Raw genomic sequence first — 16,357 nt, forward strand, 5'->3', positions numbered from 1 at the left:
GGTCAGACCCGCTCCAGCGCGATGGCGATGCCTTGGCCTACGCCAATGCACATGGTGGCCAGTGCCCGGTCCCCGCCGCCTTGCGCCAGTTGCAGGGCGGCCGTGCCGGTGATGCGCGCGCCGGACATGCCCAGCGGATGCCCAAGTGCGATGGCCCCGCCATTCGGGTTCACGCGCTGATCATCGTCTGCGATGCCAAGCGCCCTCAGGGTGGCAATCCCTTGGGCGGCAAAAGCCTCGTTCAACTCGATCACCGCCAGGTCGTCAGGCGTCAGGTTCAACCTTGCCAGCAGCTTCTGCGAGGCCGGTGCCGGGCCGATGCCCATGATACGTGGCGCGACCCCAGCTGTTGCTCCGCCCAGAATGCGTGCAATCGGGGTCAGACCGTATTTCGCAGCCGCTGCGGCATTGGCCAAAATCAACGCCGCCGCGCCATCATTCACGCCACTGGCATTGCCGGCGGTGACCGAGCCACCTGCAAACAGTGGTTTCAACTTGGCCAGAGCCTCTGGGGTTGTCGCGCGGGGGTGTTCGTCACGGTCCACCACCAGTGGATCGCCTTTGCGCTGCGGGATGGTGACTGGGGTGATTTCCAGTGCCAGCCGCCCGCTGTCCTGCGCGGCGGCTGCCTTGGCCTGTGAGGAAAGCGCCATGGCGTCCTGCGCGTCGCGGCTGATGCCATAGTCATCGGCGACGTTTTGCCCGGTCTGCGGCATCGAATCCGTGCCATAGGCGGCCTGCATCGCCGGGTTGATGAAGCGCCAGCCGATGGTGGTGTCATATATTGCCGCATCGCGGCTGAAGGCTGATCCCGCCTTTGGCATCACGAAAGGGGCCCTGCTCATGCTTTCTACGCCGCCCGCCAGCATCAAATCGGCCTCGCCCGCTGCGATGGACCGCGCGGCCATCAACACCGCATCCATGCCAGACCCGCACAAACGGTTGATCGTGGTGCCGCTGACGCCGATCGGCAAACCGGCCAGCAGGAGCGACATGCGCGCCACGTTGCGGTTGTCCTCGCCTGCTTGATTGGCGCAGCCAAAGATCACGTCATCGACTGCTTCCCAATCGACGCCTGCATTGCGCGCCATCAGCGCGCGCAAAGGCACAGCGCCCAGATCATCGGGACGCACGTTGGCAAGGCTGCCGGCATAGCGTCCGATGGGGGTACGGATATAGTCGCATATAAACACATCGGTCATGATCAGAGCCTTTTACAGTGCAGGAACATCAAGATCGGCCACCGCACCGTCAAGGTGCAGGGTGGCCCCGGTCAGCGCTTGCAGGTCTGAAACTGAAAACGCGGCCAGCTTTTCACGCAGCACGAAATGGCCATCGACAATATCGATCACCGCCAGACTGGAATAGATCCGCGTCACGCAGCCCACCCCGGTCAGCGGCAGGGAACAGCGCTGCACCAGCTTTGGCTTGCCATCCTTGGTCACGTGATCGGTGATCACGGCCACGGTCTTGGCCCCATGCACCAGATCCATCGCGCCGCCTACGGCAGGCACGCCGCGCGGGCCGGTGGACCAGTTCGCCAGATCGCCGGTTTCGGCCACCTCATAGGCTCCAAGGATTGCCACATCCAGATGCCCGCCCCGCACCATGGCAAAGCTGTCGGCGTGGTGGAAAAATGCCGTGCCAGGTTTGATCGTCACCGCCTTCTTGCCGGCGTTGATCAGATCCCAATCCTCGGCCCCCGCTGCCGGCGCTTCGCCAAAGCCGAGAATGCCGTTTTCGGTATGGAAGATCGCCTCGCGCCCGGGGGGCTGGAATTTTGCCACCATTTCGGGAAAGCCGATGCCAAGGTTGACATAGGCCCCGTCGGCAATGTCTTGCGCCGCGCGCCATGCCATCTGGGTGGGGGTCAGTTTCTGGGTCATTCTGCGGCCTCCGGATAGACCGCTTTGGCGCGGTTCAGATCTTCTTCCTGCTGGGGGTTTGGCACTTCGACCACGCCCTGCACAAAGATGCCCGGGGTGATTACCGCCTCGGGGTCGATGCTGCCGGGGTCAACGATCCGTGACACCTGCACGATTGTTGTGGCCGCCGCCATGCACATCAGCGGGTTGAAATTGCGCCCTGCCATCCGATAGGTCAGATTGCCCAAACGGTCGCCCAGATGCGCCTTGACCAGGGCGACATCGGCCTTCAACCAGCGTTCCTGCACGTAAGACCGGCCCTCGAACACCTCGACCGGCTTGCCCTTGGCCAGATCGGTGCCAAAGCTGGTGGGCGTGTAAAAGGCCGGAATGCCCGCGCCACCAGCGCGGATGCGTTCGGCCAATGTGCCCTGCGGCACCAGTTCCAACGCGATATGACCGGCCAGATAACGTTCGGTGAACACCACCGGATCGGCCGAGCGTGGGAACGAGCAGATCAGCTTTGCCACCATGCCCGCCTCGATCAGCGCGGCCAGCCCGACATGGCCGTTGCCCGCGTTGTTGTTCACCACCACAAGGTTTTTCGGGTGCCCGGTGGCAAGGAAGCGGTCGATCAGGGCATGGATCAACTCGATCGGCGCGCCAGAGCCGCCAAATCCGCCAATCATCACGGTCATGCCATCAGTGATCCCCGCCACGGCGGTGGCAAGGTCGGGAAGGGTTTTGTCCATCAGGAACCTCTATCGGGGCGTCTTTTGACTCTGGCCTAGCGGGCCGCCCGCCTTGTCGTCCAGCCTATTTGTGCGATATGCTGTATTTGTTGAGATATCGCACAAAAGGTGCTGCCATGATCATCACCGAGCGCGATACGATGGGCGGCCTTGCCAAAGGCCTGGCGGTGATCGAAACCTTTACCGCCACCCGACCGCGACAGTCGATTGCCGAGGTGGCGGCGGCATCGGGACTGGACCGGGCGACGGCGCGCCGCTGCTTGCTGACACTGGCCCGTCACGGCTATGCAGATTGGGACGGTAAGTTCTTTACCCTGACCCCGCGGGTGTTGCGGCTTGGCTCAGCCTGTCTTGCCACCATGCCCCTGCCGCAGATCGTGCAGCCGGTTCTGGATGATCTTTCAGACCGGATCGCGCAAAGCAGTTCCGTTTCCATTCTGGACGGTGCCGAAATTGTCTATGTCGCGCGGGCGGCGCAGAAAAAGCTGATGTCTGTCGGGTTGATGCCCGGCTCGCGCCTGCCCGCGCACTGCACCAGCATGGGCCGTGTCTTGCTGGCGGCGCGGCCGGTGGATGAGGTGAGGGCCTTGCTGCAGGCGCATCCGCCCGTCGCCCGCACGCCGCTGACGCGGACCGGACCAGCGGATATCCTGGCGGAACTGGATCAGGTCCGGACCCAAGGCTATGCCATCATCGACCAAGAGGTCGAGCTTGGCTTGCGGTCCCTTGCCGTACCGCTGTTCGACGTGCACGGCAGGGTGATCGCCGCATTGAATGTCGGGGTCGCGGCCATTCACGCCGAGGTGAACCAGCTTGTCACCTTGTATCTGGCCCCATTGCAACGGGTGCAGGCGGACTTGCGCCACTTGCTGCGATAGGCCCGGTTCCGAAACTGGCAGTGTCAGCCAGTGGGTCGGTAAGGTCATCTCTGTTCAGCACAGCTAGGCATGAGATGCTTTTTGTTCCTTTGCCACAAAAGCTGAAAGCCCGGATGGACTTTTGCGCCGTTCCCGCTCTTCCTGACAGGCCAAAAGCACAGACCGCAATGCGTCCAGCCGGATGGGCTTTGGCAGATGCGCGTCAAACCCGGAGGCAAGATAAAGCGTCAGATCCGAAGACAGGGCATTGGCCGTCGCCGCCACGGCATAGGCGGGGAGACGGTGCTGATCCTTTTCCAGCTGCTGCAACTGATGCAAAGTCTCGATGCCTGAAAACCCGGGCATGGAGATGTCCAGCAGATAGAGATCAAAGGCCTGCTGCGCGGTCATCCTGATTGCGGCATGGCCGTCTTCGGCGATTTGCGGCTCTATTCCCAATTGACGCAGCATCGCCCGCAAGACCATCAGATTGACCGTGCTGTCATCGGCACACAAAACGCTCAGCCCCGAGAAATCATGCAGTGGCACCACAACCGGAACAGGCTTGACCTCGTTGTCCGGGGTAGCGCGTTCCAGCGGCAGCGAAATGGTAAACCGGGTGCCTTGCTGTGGCTGGCTTTCAACCGCAATCGTCCCGCCCATGGCGGTGACCAGCCGGTGTACGATCGTCATGCCCAGGCCGGTGCCGCCAAAGAGCCGTGTTATGCCTTCATCGGCCTGATGAAATTCATCGAACAAAGTCGCGACCTGAATCTCTGTCATGCCAATTCCGGTGTCTTCGACCATGATCTGTAACGCCCCGGTGCCGCCATTCACCGAGACACGAACATATCCTGTCTGCGTGAACTTGACCGCATTTCCGACAACGTTTTGCAGGATCTGGTTCACCCGGTGCCCGTCGCCCAGCCAGTCCCCGGCGGCTTCGGGCCCAAGGTCTATGCTCAACGCGATGCCGCGCTCGCGGCATTTCGGGTCATGACTGACCCGGATCTGATCAAGCAAGGTCTCTGGATCGAAGGGCCGCTTTTCCAGCGTGACGGCATTGGCCTGCAGTTTTGACACATCCAGAATGTCGTTCAGGATGTAGATGAGCAGATCCCCCGAATGCTGGATATGGCCGATCAGCTTGCGCGCATCCGGTTGGTTCACAATTCCTTGCAAGACATCGGCAAGTCCGATGACAGAGTTCAGTGGTGTACGGATTTCATGGCTCATATGCGCCAGAAACCGCGCGCGGGATTCAGCAAGCTCATAGGCGCGTTTCTGTTCACGGTTGAGCGACTGATTTAGCCTGGCTGCGCGCAGGGCAATCAATGCAAAGCTCCACTGCAGGGCAGAATAGGCCAGAGCAAAGGCAATCAGGGCAGTCGTCGTCAGGTGCACGGAAAGGGGGGCCCCCGCCGCAAGCAGGGCCAGACGAAGCATGTAGCCGCTGAACAACACAAAAAACGGGAAACTGACCAGAAGCCGCAGTTCGCGGTCATAGGGCTTTGACAGCCGCAGGACGATGAAAGCCATGATCAGAGTGTAGGCGCTGTTGGCGAGAGACGTGGTAACAAACAGCACCGTTGTTGCCGGCCCGCTCAACACAAACGCCCAATGCAGCCCCACATTCACCGCACTGACGGCGGCAAAAAGCCAGTAGCGCGGCTGCGCGCCCAGGCCGCGGTACATGGCGAAAAAGCCGAACAGAATGCCAAAATGCGCGCCGCAGATTATGATGCAAGCGCCCAGCCAGAACGGCAACCCCTCGTGAAACAGCAAGGTGATGGCGGCCGTGAGCATGGCGATATTGGACAGGCTCAGCCAGGTGGACGCTGTTCGCAGGTCCGTGTCGACAACCCGGGTCCGGCGTTCGATCAGGCAAATCAGCAGCGCGAAAAGTGACATTGTCGCCGCAATCAGGACAACGACGCTGATTTCTACGGTGGTGCTCAATCTGTTTCCTTTGTCAGGTCATCGCCTGACCCGTCTATAATGCTGGCCCGGACTTGAACGGCTTTTGACCGTCATGCGGCGTCGCGCTAAATTAGGAGAACTCGTGTACTCGTAAAGAACATCGATATGTCAGGCATAGAGGCAATTACGGTGGCCTATGTCTTCAACGCTGAACAAACACATGAAAGAGCGACTCTTGCGCCGGAGATGCCTGCCGGAGCGGGCAGGTTGCCTTTGGGTAGAATCGCCTGAAATGAGGCTGCGATCAAGCTGCATTTCCGGAACCGCGCCGCCGATCTCTGACAGAACCCGTCGGGACAGTCTGACCGCAACTGTCATGCTTGGGCCAGGGTGGAACAGGAAGCGAAGTTTTTGTAATGCCGGGTAAAAAAGGCACTTGCTCCTCCGGCCAATTCCCGCGACTCTTCCCAAAGTTGATAATGCGTTGCCGGAAGGGTGCCTTGTGATGCCTGGATGTTCAGTTTGGCCGGCAGGGCTCTTAGGAACCAAAGGGGCGACATGCGATGATTGATTGGCAAGTTGCAAACGATCTCAAGCAAGCCATCGGTACAGACGTGTTTGATGAGGTGATCGAAGTTTTTTTTACAGAAGCGGATGGCACCCTGACGCGGATGATGGCCGCAACAACGGCTGACGACATGAAAAGCGAGTTGCATTTCATGAAGGGCAGCGCGCTGAACCTGGGGTTCCGAGAGGTTGCACAGCTGTGTCAGACGCTTGAGCATCGGGCTGAAGCAGGTGATACCGATCTGCCGCTATCGCAGGTGCAGACCATCTATGCCGCGTCTCGGGAAGAGTTTTCTCTGCGCCGCGCCGAGATGCTTGGCTAAGGCCAAGGTGCGTGTCTTGCGGGCAAGACAATGGCCTTTTTTGCGGTGATAATCCGATGGCCGGTCGTCACGGTGCACAGGGGGCGATGCGGATAGGGTCAGCCGAAAGCGCGCCAAGCGTATGGCAGATGGCTCCGTCGCAAAGCCGCCAACCGGCACCGGTGCTGCCAGAAGCGGCCAGATGCAGGGAAGACACCTCGGTTCCGGGCGACCAGACCCACCAGCCGTCTTGCTGCACTGCCCCGGGCCCCGGTTCCATCCCCGCGCCAGAGCCTTTGATGCGGGCCTGAACAAGGCGCAGGCCATGCGGGCGAAGCTCCCATGCCTCGACCCATTCGGTCTTTTCGACCGAATGGGTCCAGTGCAAAGAAAAGCCCGGGCCTGACAGGGAAAGCACCAGTGCCCCGGCCATCAGGCAGGTCACGCGGTGGCCTTCCGGCGCAGCAGAAGAATATGCTGGACGGCAAAGGCCAGCACCAGCGCGAAGCCTACGCCATCGGTTGCAGGCAGCGCCACCACAAGCGCCCCTGCGGCAACCATTGCCAGCGCGCGCTGCCACAGCAGCAACGGTGTCCCAAACCAGCCGATCACCGCGATGCCCCACAAGCCAATGGCCAGAACGGTCTTGGTGACCACATAGATCACCGCCGGGACAAAGCCGATGGCACCAGCCAGCGATCCGCCGTTCTGAAGCATCAGCGCCGGGGTATAGACAGCCATGAACGGGATCACGAACCCCGCCGCTGCAATCTTCACCGCCTGGATCGAGATGGTCAGGCCACGCTCTTTGGCAATCGGCGCGGCCGCAAAGCAGGCCAGCGCCACGGGCGGCGTCAGATCGGCAAGGATGCCGAAGTAGAACACGAACATATGGCTGACGATCAGCGGCACGCCCAGTTCCAGCAGGGCAGGGCCGGCGATCGAAGAGGTGATGATGTAATTCGGGATGGTGGGAATCCCCATGCCCAGCACGATGCAGGTGATCATGGTCAGCACAAGGCTCAGGAACAGGCTGCTTTCCCCCACGCCAACGATGAACTGGCCAAAGGTATTGGCCGCCCCGGTCAGTGTCATGGTGCCGATGATGATGCCGACCAGCGCGCAGGCAATGCCCACAGGCAGGGCGGTCTTCGCGCCATCGGCCAAGGCGTCGCGGCAGATGATCAACGTCTCGCGCCCACCTTTGGACAAGGCATTGACCGCGATCAGGGCGGCAACCACGCCGGCCACCACCCAGATGCCCCATTGCAGAAAGGCTCCGGCGGCAAAGCCAAGCCCGATCCAGAACATCATCCGGATCACCCCCGCAGGTAGGCCAAGCGCCACGCTGGCCCCAAGGATCAGCATCAGTGTCAGGCCAAGCCCCACGGTGCCGGCGAACAGCGGCGTGTAGCCGGAGAACAGCAGCCAGACCAGCACGGCCAGTGGCAGGATCAGGTGCCAGCCTGCCTTGAGCGCGGCGATCGGCGAGGGCAGCTCTGCCTTTGACAGCCCGCGCAGGTTCAGCCGCCCGGCCTCCAGATGCACCATCCAGAAGGCGGCGGCGAAATACAGGATAGCGGGGATAATGGCGGCGCGAACCACCTCGATATAGGCGACGCCCAGCGTTTCGGCCATGATGAAGGCCACCGCCCCCATCACCGGCGGCATGATCTGCCCGCCCATGCTGGCCGTGGCCTCGACCCCGCCGGCGAATGCCGGGCGGTAGCCAAAGCGCTTCATCAGCGGAATGGTGAACTGGCCGGTGGTGACCACATTGGCCACGCCCGACCCGGAAATCGTGCCCATCAGGCCTGATGACAGAACCGAAACCTTGGCCGCCCCGCCCATCTTGTGCCCGACCAGGCCCAGCGAGACATCGGTGAACAGCTTGATCATCCCGGCCTTTTCCAGAAAGGCCCCGAACAGGATGAACAGGAAGATGAAGGTCGACGACACATAGGTCGGAATGCCGTAGATGCCTTCGGTGCCGAAAGCCATATGCTCGACCACTTGGGCGAAATCATAGCCGCGATGGTTCAGGGGCGAGGGCAGATATTCCCCGAACAGACAATAGGCCAGAAATGTGCCTGCGATGACCGGCAAGGCAAGGCCCATCATCGCCCAGGCCGCGCCGAACACGGTGGCGAGGGCAATGACGCCCACCACAATATCCAGCGGCAGCGGATCTCCGGCGCGCATCAGCAGCGGCACATATTCCCACCATTGGTAGACTGCGACCGCCACCGACAGGCCTGCCAGACCCCATGCGATCAACCGCACCACCGGCCCGGCGCCCCGCATCAGCGCCAGCAGCGGAAAGCCCAGCAGCAGCAAAAAGCCGACGTGAAAGGCGCGGGTGATCTGGCTGGCGAAATCCACCAGATGCGCCGCCGTCAGGATCTGGAACACCGAAAAGGCAATCGCAATCCAGAACAGGGCGCGGCCTTCCCAGCCCGGAGGAAATCCTGCGGCCAGCGGATCATGCGGATTGTGCGCCTCTACCACGGCGTCGGCTTTGTCTTTGGTCATGCTGGCCCTCCCCGGCCCGATGCAGGCGGGCTGTGCAGCCCGCCTGTTCCCCTCTTGACGCGGGTTACTGGATCAAACCTGCTTCGCGGTAATAGCGTTCTGCCCCCGGATGCAGCGGCACCGGCATACCATCCAGCGCGGTTTCAAGCGTGATCGCCGTCGCTGCCTGATGCGCTGCCGCAAGCGCCGGCAGGTTTTCAAACAACAGCTTGGTCATCTGATAGGCGGTTTCGTCATCCACCCCGTCATGGGTCAGGAAGAAATTGCCGACCGCAAGGGTCTGAACATCTTCAGTCTGCCCTTCATAGGTACCGGCCGGAATCATGGCCGACAGGTAGGGCGCGCCCAGCGTTTCAGCCACTTCTGCCGGGACCGAGACGATGGTGGTGTTGACCGACGTGGCCAGATCCTTCAACGAAGACACGCCCAGGCCGGCCGATTGCAAAGTGGCATCCAGCTGACGATTTTTCATCAACTCGACCGATTCCGCAAAAGGCAGGTATTCGGTCTTGCTCAGATCGTCATAGCTCATCCCCAGCGCGCCAAGGATGGCGCGGGCATTCAGTTCAGTCCCCGATTTCGCCGCACCCACCGACAGGGATTTGCCCTTGAGATCGGCAACCGTGACAACGCCGCTGTCACCGTTTGCCGCGATCTGGATATAGTTCGGATAGGCCGCAGCAATGCCGCGCAGCTTGTCCAGCGGGGCGTTGAAACCCGCATCGGCATTGCCTTCCCAGGCCAGTTTCACTGAATCGCCCAGAGCAATGGCAAACTCGCCCTTGCCCTGCTGCAGCAGGTTCAGGTTTTCTACGCTGGCCTTGGTGGCCTGCACCTGGGTCCGCGCCCCTTCGATACCATCAGCATAGATTTTCGACAGGCCCACACCGATCGGATAATACACCCCCGACGTACCGCCGGTCAGGATATTGATGAACTGTTCGGCCTGTGCCGAAACCGGCAGAACGGTCAGCGCCGTGCAGGCGACAAGCGCGCGAAAGCCGCGCGTCATGGAAATGGTCATGTGATCCTCCTCTGATCCGGACAGGGTTGGCCTGCCCCTCCTTTTCCCTACTCCTCAGCGGGATGACATACATTGGCGCATAAGTGCCGCAGAACGAAAGGGGTTTTTGACAGTGGCCTCCTGTGCCTTGAGGTGATCCGTCATCCCGTTTTGCGTGGAACGCTGCCAAGGCAGGCAGGTTGCGGCACAGACAAAGCGGACAGCGCCCCTGCGTCAGGCTGCCCCAGACTCTATCATGGACTTTCCTTGCAGGCCTTGTTCTGCCAATGTTCCAAGGATTAACCCTTCACCATGAGTCTGTAGCGCGCCCATGTGCAACCTGTATTCCCAGACCAAAAGCCAGGATGCGATGCGCCATGTCTTTGATGACATGCTGCAAGAAAGTGAGTCGGTTGAAGATGCGACAGGCAACCTGCCATCGATGCCCGGAATCTACCCTGACTATGCCGCGCCGATTCTCCGGCACCGGCCCGGCGGCGGATGGCAGATGGCTTTGGCGCGCTGGGGCATGCCCACGCCGCAGGTGTTTCTGGCGGGCAAGCGCACAGATCCGGGTGTGACCAACATCCGCAACACCGCATCACCGCACTGGAAGCGCTGGCTGGCCCCGGCGCACCGCTGCCTTGTGCCCTTCACCAGCTTTTCCGAAATCGACAGCCGCTCCGGTGCCCCGCGCAACCATCCGGTCTGGTTCGCGCTTGGCGCAGATCGCCCGCAGGGGTTCTTTGCAGGGATCCGCACCGAATGGACCTCGGTCCGCAAGCTGAAAGAGGGGGAGGTGACGGCGGAGCTGTTCGGCTTTCTGACCTGTGATCCGAATGCCGAGGTGCAGGCGGTTCACCCAAAGGCGATGCCGGTGATCCTGACCACGCCGGAAGAGTGGCGGATTTGGCTGACAGCCCCTGTGGCGCAGGCGCTGACCCTGCAACGGCCCTTGCCTGACGGGATGTTGCAGATTGTCGCCGAAGGGGGGCGTCAGGATGCGGCCTGAACCCGCCCCCTCCGACCCTTTCGATCTGCGCAAAGCCCGCGTGCACGAGGCCGAAGGCCGGGGTCGCCGCGCCTTTGCCCTGCTGCAGGCGGCGCGGCATCTGGGGCCGCTGGTCTGGATTCTGCCCGGCCATGTGCCCGAAGTGCCCATGCTGCGCGGCCTGCCGCAGGGGGTGGGCGACCGGCTGCACCTGTTGCGACCTGCAAGTGAGGCCGATCTTTTGTGGTGCATGGAAGAATCGCTGCGCGCCGCCCCGGTTGGTCTGGTGATTGCCGAGCCGGAAAAGCCACTCTCGCTGACGGCAGGTCGGCGGTTGCAGCTGGCGGCAGAAAAGGGCCGCACCACTGGCCTTGTGCTGATCCGTCAGGATGCGGGCAGCCCGGCAACCGAAACCCGCTGGCACTGCGAAGCGATGGCAGGCCCGGTTGCGGACTCGACTCTTCATGACTGGAGTCTTAAAAAGAACAAAAAGGGAACACTTGGGCATTGGGTTGTAAACTGGGATGGCACGTCGGCTGCTTTCACTCTGGTTCCCAAGGTTGGCGAGCGACGTCAGCCTGCGGAACCGGCCTATTGAAGGCCCCTTTGCCCTGACCCTGCGGTCAGGCAATTCCGATCATCTGCATTGCCTGAACGCGGCGGCAGATCAGCGTGGGCTGCATCGCGGCATGCCGCTGGCCGATGCCCGCGCAATCTGCCCGGATCTGTCCACCCGCCCCGCTGATCTTGCCCGCGAAGGGGCGGCGCTGGCCAGCCTGCGGCGCTGGGCCAGCCGTTATGCGCCTATGGTCGCCAGTGATGGCACCGATGGGCTCATCGCCGATATCACCGGGGTCGCACATCTGTTTGGCGGCGAGGGTGATCTGCGCGCCGATCTGCACGCCCGGCTGGCCCGCGCAGGGTTGCAGGCCAGCAGTGCCATTGCGGGCACGCGCGGTGGCGCCCATGCGCTGGCCCGCCATGGCGGCGGCATCATTGCCGACGGTGCGCTGGCGCAGGGTCTGGGCGGGTTGCCGGTCTCGGCCCTGCGCATCGATCATGACACTGCCGAAGCGCTTGCGCGTGTCGGTCTGGCGCGCATCGCCGATCTGGCCCATCTGCCGCGCGCGCCGCTGGCCCGTCGCTTTGGCGCTGGGCTTGTCCTGCGGCTGGATCAGGCGCTGGGCGTGCAGGCCGAACCGGTGGCGGCCGAACCGGATATGCCGCATTTCGGGGTACGGATGACCCTGCCAGATCCGATCGGCCTGCAATCTGATGTCATGGCGGGCCTGTCCCGCCTGCTGGACCGGCTTTGTGCCAAGCTCGCCCTGCACCGGATGGGCGCGCGGCGGGTGCGGCTGGAACTGCGCCGGGTGGATCGCGGCACGGTACAGGTGGAGATCGGTCTGGCGCGGCCCATGCGCGACCCCGCCCGCATTGCCGCGCTGTTTGCCAAGGGCGTGGACGAGATTGATGCAGGGTTCGGCATCGACGCCCTGCGCCTGACTGCGCCGGTGACAGAGCCGCTGGCCCCGGAACAGATCGGGGGTGGCCCCGATGCCCGGCAGCAGGATGCGCTGGCGGATTTCCTGTCCTCCACCGGCAATCGCATCGGCTTTGATCGGGTGCTGCGGCTGTTGCCCGCCGAAAGCCTGATTCCCGAACGCAGCTTCCTTCTCGCCCCCGCTGCCTATTCCGCGCCGGAGCCGGGCTCGCTCCGCCACGGCCCCGCCCGCCCGGCCCTGATCTTTCCACCCGAACCGGTAGAGGCTGCCTCCGGCTCCCCCCCCACCAGTTTCCGCTGGCGTCGCATGCGCTTTACCACGCTGCGCGCGCAGGGGCCGGAACGGATTGCGCCGGAATGGTGGTTCGATGACCCCGCCTGGCGCAGCGGCATGCGTGACTACTGGCGGGTCGAGACCCGCGAAGGTCCGCGCCTGTGGTTGTTCCACACCCCACAATCCCCGGAATGGCGCATTCAGGGAGAATTCCCCTGATGCCTCCTCCTCTTGACAAGATCAGGCCTGAAGACAGGCAGGACAAAGCTTTGCTGCTGTCTGCAAAGGGGCCACCGGCCTATGCCGAACTCTATGTCACCTCGAACTTCACCTTCCTGACCGGGGCGTCGCATCCCGAAGAACTGGTAACCCGGGCAGCCGAACTGGGCCTGACCGCCATCGCGATCACCGACCGCAATTCGGTCGCAGGCGTGGTGCGGGCGTTTTCTGCGCTCAAGGAACTGACGCGCCTGCGTGAGGAGGCGCTGGCCACCGATCACGCAGCACAAGACGGGCCCAGCATCCGGTCGCAGCATGTCACCGACCATTCCAGCCGCCAGACCGTGCCGCATTGCACCGGGGCCACCGCCGCGCCTGTTTTGCCAGACACACCGCTGCCCCGGCTGATCCCCGGCGCGCGGCTGGTGCTGACCGATTCTCCTGTCGAATGGCTGGCCTTGCCGACCGATATTTCGGCGTGGTCACGGCTGACCCGGCTGCTGTCCGTCGGAAAACGTCGCGCGCCCAAAGGTGACTGCCACCTGACGCAGGCCGATCTTGTGGCCTGGGGCAGGGGGATGATCCTGATCGCCCTGCCGCCCGATCCGCTGGAGGATCGGGCGTTGAAAACCACCCATGCCGCGCTGCTTGCCATCGCCCGTGCCTTTCCCGGACAGTGTTTTCTGGGGGCCACGCCACAGTATGACGGTCGCGATCAGGCCCGGCTGGACCGTCTGGCGGCAACGGCGCAGCAGACCAACCTGTCGATGGTGGCCTTGGGCGGTGTGCTGATGCACCGCGCCGCGCGCCGCCCCTTGGCCGATGTGCTGACCTGCCTGCGCATCGGCTGTACCATCGACGCCATCGGGCAGCACCGCCTGCCCAATGCCGAACGCCGCCTGAAATCGGGGGACGAGATGGCGCGGCTGTTCCACCGCTATCCTGCCGCCCTGCGCCGCACGGTGGAAATTGCCAATGCCTGCGCCTTCCGCCTGGACGAGTTGCGCTATCAATACCCCGATGAGGCGCTGAACGGCGAACCGGCCCAGGCCCGGCTGGAGCGTCTGGCCCGCAACGGTCTGCTCTGGCGCTACCCGGATGGGGCTTCGCCCAAGATCGTCGCCCGGGTGGAAAAGGAACTGGCCCTGATCCGCGACGTGGACTATGCGCCCTATTTCCTGACCGTGCATGACATCGTGGCCTTTGCGCGGTCGCGCGGCATCCTGTGTCAGGGGCGCGGGTCGGCAGCCAATTCGGTGGTGTGCTACCTTTTGGGCATCACTGAAGTGCCGCCTGAGTCCATCACCCTGATCTTTGAACGGTTCATCTCGAAAGAACGCGGCGAGCCGCCGGACATCGACGTTGATTTCGAGCATGAACGCCGCGAAGAGGTGATCCAGTGGATCTATGAGCGTTATGGCCGCGAACGTGCAGGCCTGACCGCCACCGTGATCCATTTCCGCTCCCGCGCCGCCATCCGCGAGGTGGGCAAGGTGATGGGCTTGTCACAGGACGTGGTCGCCCGCCTGTCGGGCCAGATCTGGGGCTGGTCGTCCTCCGCCCCGGGGCAGGACCGGATGCGCGACGCAGGCCTTGATCCGACCGACCGGCGCATGATGCTGACCACCCGGCTGATTGCCGAGATCATCGGCTTCCCGCGTCACCTTAGCCAGCATGTCGGCGGCTTTGTCATCACCCAAGGCCGGCTGGACGAGCTGTGCCCCATCGAGAATGCCGCGATGGATGACCGCACCATCATCGAATGGGACAAGGATGATATCGACGCCTTGGGCCTCTTGAAGGTGGATATTCTGGCGCTGGGGATGCTCACCTGCATCCGAAAGGCGTTCGGCCTGCTGCGGGATCATCGTGGGCTGAGTCTGACGCTGGCCAATACCCCCGCCGAAGACCCGGCGGTCTATGACATGCTGTGCCGTGCCGATGCCATCGGCGTGTTTCAGGTGGAAAGCCGGGCGCAGCTGAACTTCCTGCCCCGGATGCGCCCGCGCGAATTCTACGATCTGGTCTGTGAAGTCGCCATCGTCCGACCCGGCCCGATCCAAGGCGGCATGGTGCACCCGTTCATCAACCGCCGTCAGGGCCGCGAGGCGGTGGAAGACCTTGGCCCTGCCATGATGGAGGTGCTGGGCCGCACCTATGGCGTGCCGCTGTTTCAGGAACAGGCAATGCAGATCGCCGTGGTGGCGGCGGGGTTTACCCCGTCCGAAGCCGACCGCCTGCGCCGCAGCCTTGCCACCTTCAAACGCATGGGCACCATCGGGTCGTTCCGCGACCGGTTCGTGTCGGGCATGCTGGAACGCGGCTATGACGCCGATTTCGCGCTGCGCTGTTTTGCGCAGATCGAAGGCTTCGGCAGCTATGGCTTTCCCGAAAGCCATGCCGCCAGCTTTGCACGGCTGGTCTATATCTCGGCCTGGCTGAAATGCCATCATCAGGCGGTGTTCACCTGTGCCCTGCTGAACTCTCAGCCGATGGGGTTCTATGCCCCCGCCCAGCTGGTGGGCGATGCGCGCGATTGCGGGGTGGAGGTGCGGCCGGTCTCGGTCAACCATTCCCACTGGGACTGCACGCTGGAACATCGCGCCGATGGCGCACTTGCCCTGCGGCTGGGGTTCCGGCAGATCAAGGGGATGCGCGAAGAGGATGCCGACTGGATCAGTGCGGCGCGCGGCAATGGCTATCCCGATGTCGAAAGCCTGTGGCGGCGGGCAGGCGTGCAACCAGCCACGCTCGAACGGCTGGCCGAAGGCGATGCCTTCGCCGCGCTTGGCCTGTCGCGCCGTGATGCGCTCTGGGCTGCCAAGGCCCTGCGTGCCCCCGCGCCGCTGCCGCTGTTCGGCCCGGATGGTGAGGGCGGGGTGGAGCCTGCGGTCACCCTGCCGCGCATGACCCTTGGGCAAGAGGTGATCGAGGATTACCTGTCGCTGCGCCTGTCCTTGCGCGCCCATCCGATGGAACTGCTGCGTTCGCGCCTGCCCGAAAGCCTGCCGCATGACCGGCTGGCAGACGCCAAAGGCCGCGTCACCGTTACCGGCCTTGTCATCACCCGCCAACGTCCCGGCACCGCGTCCGGCGTGATTTTCCTGACGCTGGAGGATGAGACCGGCACCGCGAATGTCGTGATCTGGAAAAAGGTCTATGAGACCTTCCGCAAGGCGGTGATCGCGGGCCGTCTGGTCCGGGTGCGCGGCCGGGTTGAACGCGACGGCCCGGTGATCCATCTGATCGCCGAACATGTCGAGGATGTCTCGCCGCTGCTGGCCACGCTTGGCCGTCCGGTGATCATCCCGTCCAATGACGGGCGGGCGGATGAAACGAAACGCCCGGTCATCAGCCGCGGCCAGTCCAGCGCCCGCCACCCGCGCGAACAGGCGCGCAAACTGTTCCCCAGCCGGGATTTTCACTAAGCCTGAGCATCATCTGACCATATTGGCGTCACATCGGGGCTGCAAAAGGCATCCGGGTGCAAAAATGCACCAAGCCCAACAGGCATGCCCTGTCGACCATGGAAGGTCAGCACATCATCGGGCAGATCAGGACAGTTACGGCA

Annotated in this window: 13 protein-coding genes; 6 read left to right on the forward strand and 7 right to left on the reverse strand. The window is 63.1% G+C overall.

Annotated features, from left to right (window positions below; translation table 11 throughout):
- Positions 1–2 precede the first annotated feature (2 nt).
- From pcaF to CXR43_RS00540, 3 genes are read right to left on the reverse strand one after another with little or no spacing between them, the layout of a single operon-like run.
- Positions 3–1,202: a 3-oxoadipyl-CoA thiolase gene (gene pcaF / locus CXR43_RS00530; RefSeq protein WP_103332111.1), complete on the reverse strand. Its 1,200-nt coding sequence runs from the start codon at positions 1,200–1,202 to the stop codon at positions 3–5.
- A 12-nt stretch (positions 1,203–1,214) separates the two neighbouring features.
- Complete coding sequence (locus tag CXR43_RS00535) at positions 1,215–1,886, reverse strand: 3-oxoacid CoA-transferase subunit B (protein WP_103332112.1); 672 nt, start codon at positions 1,884–1,886, stop codon at positions 1,215–1,217.
- Positions 1,883–2,617, reverse strand: coding sequence for a 3-oxoacid CoA-transferase subunit A (locus CXR43_RS00540; protein WP_103332113.1), 735 nt, complete (start codon positions 2,615–2,617; stop codon positions 1,883–1,885). The genes CXR43_RS00535 and CXR43_RS00540 overlap by 4 nt, the downstream gene beginning before the upstream one ends.
- Before the next feature lie 116 nt (positions 2,618–2,733).
- Between CXR43_RS00540 and CXR43_RS00545 the strand changes: the two genes are divergently transcribed.
- On the forward strand, positions 2,734–3,495 hold the full coding sequence (locus CXR43_RS00545) for an IclR family transcriptional regulator domain-containing protein (protein ID WP_103332114.1): 762 nt from the start codon (positions 2,734–2,736) through the stop codon (positions 3,493–3,495).
- A gap of 63 nt (positions 3,496–3,558) precedes the next feature.
- Here CXR43_RS00545 and CXR43_RS00550 read toward each other — a convergent pair whose 3' ends face one another.
- A complete protein-coding gene (locus CXR43_RS00550; protein WP_103332115.1) occupies positions 3,559–5,433 on the reverse strand; it encodes an ATP-binding protein in 1,875 nt (624 codons plus the stop codon).
- Positions 5,434–5,957: 524 nt separating this feature from the next.
- Between CXR43_RS00550 and CXR43_RS00555 the strand changes: the two genes are divergently transcribed.
- The gene (locus CXR43_RS00555) at positions 5,958–6,284 is read left to right on the forward strand and encodes an Hpt domain-containing protein (RefSeq protein WP_103332116.1); all 327 of its coding nucleotides are present in this window, start codon (positions 5,958–5,960) and stop codon (positions 6,282–6,284) included.
- A gap of 67 nt (positions 6,285–6,351) precedes the next feature.
- Here the strand turns inward: CXR43_RS00555 and CXR43_RS00560 are convergent, their stop codons facing one another.
- The 3 genes from CXR43_RS00560 to CXR43_RS00570 form a co-directional block, all read right to left on the reverse strand.
- Positions 6,352–6,696, reverse strand: coding sequence for a DUF1850 domain-containing protein (locus CXR43_RS00560; protein ID WP_103332728.1), 345 nt, complete (start codon positions 6,694–6,696; stop codon positions 6,352–6,354).
- A gap of 8 nt (positions 6,697–6,704) precedes the next feature.
- Positions 6,705–8,795 carry a TRAP transporter permease gene (locus tag CXR43_RS00565; RefSeq protein WP_103332117.1) on the reverse strand — a complete coding sequence of 697 codons (2,091 nt, stop codon included), beginning with the start codon at positions 8,793–8,795 and terminating at the stop codon, positions 6,705–6,707.
- Positions 8,796–8,859: 64 nt separating this feature from the next.
- Positions 8,860–9,819 (reverse strand): TAXI family TRAP transporter solute-binding subunit, encoded by a 960-nt coding sequence (locus tag CXR43_RS00570; protein WP_246831240.1) that lies wholly within the window; start codon positions 9,817–9,819, stop codon positions 8,860–8,862.
- Positions 9,820–10,129: 310 nt separating this feature from the next.
- Here CXR43_RS00570 and CXR43_RS00575 point away from each other — a divergent pair, with 310 nt between their 5' ends.
- The 4 genes from CXR43_RS00575 to CXR43_RS00590 are packed head-to-tail and all read left to right on the forward strand — an operon-like array spanning position 10,130 to position 16,214.
- The gene (locus CXR43_RS00575) at positions 10,130–10,810 is read left to right on the forward strand and encodes an SOS response-associated peptidase (RefSeq protein ID WP_103332118.1); all 681 of its coding nucleotides are present in this window, start codon (positions 10,130–10,132) and stop codon (positions 10,808–10,810) included.
- Positions 10,800–11,387: an ImuA family protein gene (locus tag CXR43_RS00580; protein WP_103332119.1), complete on the forward strand. Its 588-nt coding sequence runs from the start codon at positions 10,800–10,802 to the stop codon at positions 11,385–11,387. Before CXR43_RS00575 ends, CXR43_RS00580 begins: the two co-directional genes overlap by 11 nt.
- Positions 11,350–12,786, forward strand: coding sequence for a Y-family DNA polymerase (locus CXR43_RS00585; RefSeq protein ID WP_354000995.1), 1,437 nt, complete (start codon positions 11,350–11,352; stop codon positions 12,784–12,786). Before CXR43_RS00580 ends, CXR43_RS00585 begins: the two co-directional genes overlap by 38 nt.
- A complete protein-coding gene (locus CXR43_RS00590; protein WP_103332121.1) occupies positions 12,786–16,214 on the forward strand; it encodes an error-prone DNA polymerase in 3,429 nt (1,142 codons plus the stop codon). Before CXR43_RS00585 ends, CXR43_RS00590 begins: the two co-directional genes overlap by 1 nt.
- Positions 16,215–16,357 lie beyond the last annotated feature (143 nt).

It is taken from the genome of Pseudotabrizicola formosa (genome assembly GCF_002900965.1).
GTDB lineage: Bacteria > Pseudomonadota > Alphaproteobacteria > Rhodobacterales > Rhodobacteraceae > Pseudotabrizicola > Pseudotabrizicola formosa.

Excerpts from the sequence above, each read along its gene's own strand:
- pcaF (WP_103332111.1), bottom strand. The coding sequence starts at position 1,202 with ATGACCGATGTGTTTATATGCGACTATATCCGTACCCCCATCGGACGC.
- CXR43_RS00535 (WP_103332112.1), bottom strand. The coding sequence starts at position 1,886 with ATGACCCAGAAACTGACCCCCACCCAGATGGCATGGCGCGCGGCGCAA.
- CXR43_RS00540 (WP_103332113.1), bottom strand. The coding sequence starts at position 2,617 with ATGGACAAAACCCTTCCCGACCTTGCCACCGCCGTGGCGGGGATCACT.
- CXR43_RS00545 (WP_103332114.1), top strand. The coding sequence starts at position 2,734 with ATGATCATCACCGAGCGCGATACGATGGGCGGCCTTGCCAAAGGCCTG.
- CXR43_RS00555 (WP_103332116.1), top strand. The coding sequence starts at position 5,958 with ATGATTGATTGGCAAGTTGCAAACGATCTCAAGCAAGCCATCGGTACA.
- CXR43_RS00560 (WP_103332728.1), bottom strand. The coding sequence starts at position 6,696 with ATGGCCGGGGCACTGGTGCTTTCCCTGTCAGGCCCGGGCTTTTCTTTG.
- CXR43_RS00565 (WP_103332117.1), bottom strand. The coding sequence starts at position 8,795 with ATGACCAAAGACAAAGCCGACGCCGTGGTAGAGGCGCACAATCCGCAT.
- CXR43_RS00570 (WP_246831240.1), bottom strand. The coding sequence starts at position 9,819 with ATGACCATTTCCATGACGCGCGGCTTTCGCGCGCTTGTCGCCTGCACG.
- CXR43_RS00575 (WP_103332118.1), top strand. The coding sequence starts at position 10,130 with ATGTGCAACCTGTATTCCCAGACCAAAAGCCAGGATGCGATGCGCCAT.
- CXR43_RS00580 (WP_103332119.1), top strand. The coding sequence starts at position 10,800 with ATGCGGCCTGAACCCGCCCCCTCCGACCCTTTCGATCTGCGCAAAGCC.
- CXR43_RS00590 (WP_103332121.1), top strand. The coding sequence starts at position 12,786 with ATGCCTCCTCCTCTTGACAAGATCAGGCCTGAAGACAGGCAGGACAAA.